This window comes from Mesorhizobium sp. M4A.F.Ca.ET.020.02.1.1, assembly GCF_004022645.1.
GTDB lineage: Bacteria > Pseudomonadota > Alphaproteobacteria > Rhizobiales > Rhizobiaceae > Mesorhizobium.
The window spans coordinates 1-748 of record NZ_RZOI01001288.1 but is presented as its reverse complement, the minus strand read 5'-3'; the positions used below and the strand labels follow the sequence as shown (position 1 = coordinate 748).

The 748-nt window shown below is 66.3% G+C and carries 2 protein-coding genes; both read right to left on the bottom strand.

Annotated elements, in window-relative coordinates; all coding sequences use genetic code 11:
- On the bottom strand, positions 1-193 hold a 193-nt coding region (locus EN742_RS36705; protein ID WP_128333974.1), incomplete at its 3' end, for an NAD-dependent epimerase/dehydratase family protein.
- Between the two features lie 23 nt (positions 194-216).
- Positions 217-748, bottom strand: a 532-nt coding sequence (locus tag EN742_RS36700) for an O-antigen ligase family protein (protein ID WP_148670604.1), incomplete at its 5' end; no start/stop codon positions are given.

The window sequence follows — 748 nt, the reverse complement described above, 5'->3', positions numbered from 1 at the left end:
GTGTCACTCCCTCCATCATTGCGAGGAAGGCGTCGGCGGGAGCATCGAAGCCGGGCAGCAGAACCGCCCCGCTTGCCCGCCCAAGCCGTTCCGGCCGGCGCGAGGCGGTGCGCACCTCGAACCCCGCATCGGCAAGGTGGCTCACGACCCGGCGTCCGATGAATCCCGTCGCGCCTGTGACCAGAACTTTCATGGCGGGTTTTCGCATCCCCTTGGTCAGGTTGCCGGCGCTATCGCGGCCGCCGGCTCCTGCGGCAGCCTCTGTTGGCGCCCCGACGCAAGGTAGGTTCCGGACACCACGAAGACCATGAAAGTCGAATCGAGGATATCGTGGCCGAGCAGGATGCCAGTCATTCCGCCGATCAGGTAGACGATCACCGTGACGGCGACCATCGTCGCGCCGAAGCGCTCGATCGGATCGGCGCTGACGCGCAGAACCTTTGCGGCGTTCCATGCGGCGACCGCGAAGATCGCCGCGAGCGTGATTGCTCCGGCCAACCCGGCCTGCACCAGCGCGGTCAGAAAGCCGTTGTGGAAATGGCTGAAGCCCATGGCCATGCCGAACTGCTCATGGAAGCCTTGCTTCATCAGCGCCTGGCTGGCGGCGATGCCGTGTCCGAATATCGGAGCGTCCCGGAATGCACCGAGCCCGATCTGCCACAGCGCCACGCGCAACCCCGTCGCCGTCGCGTGGTCGCCCTTGGCAAGCGCGTCCCAGTCGCTGAACAGGAAATCCGCGCGTTCCGAC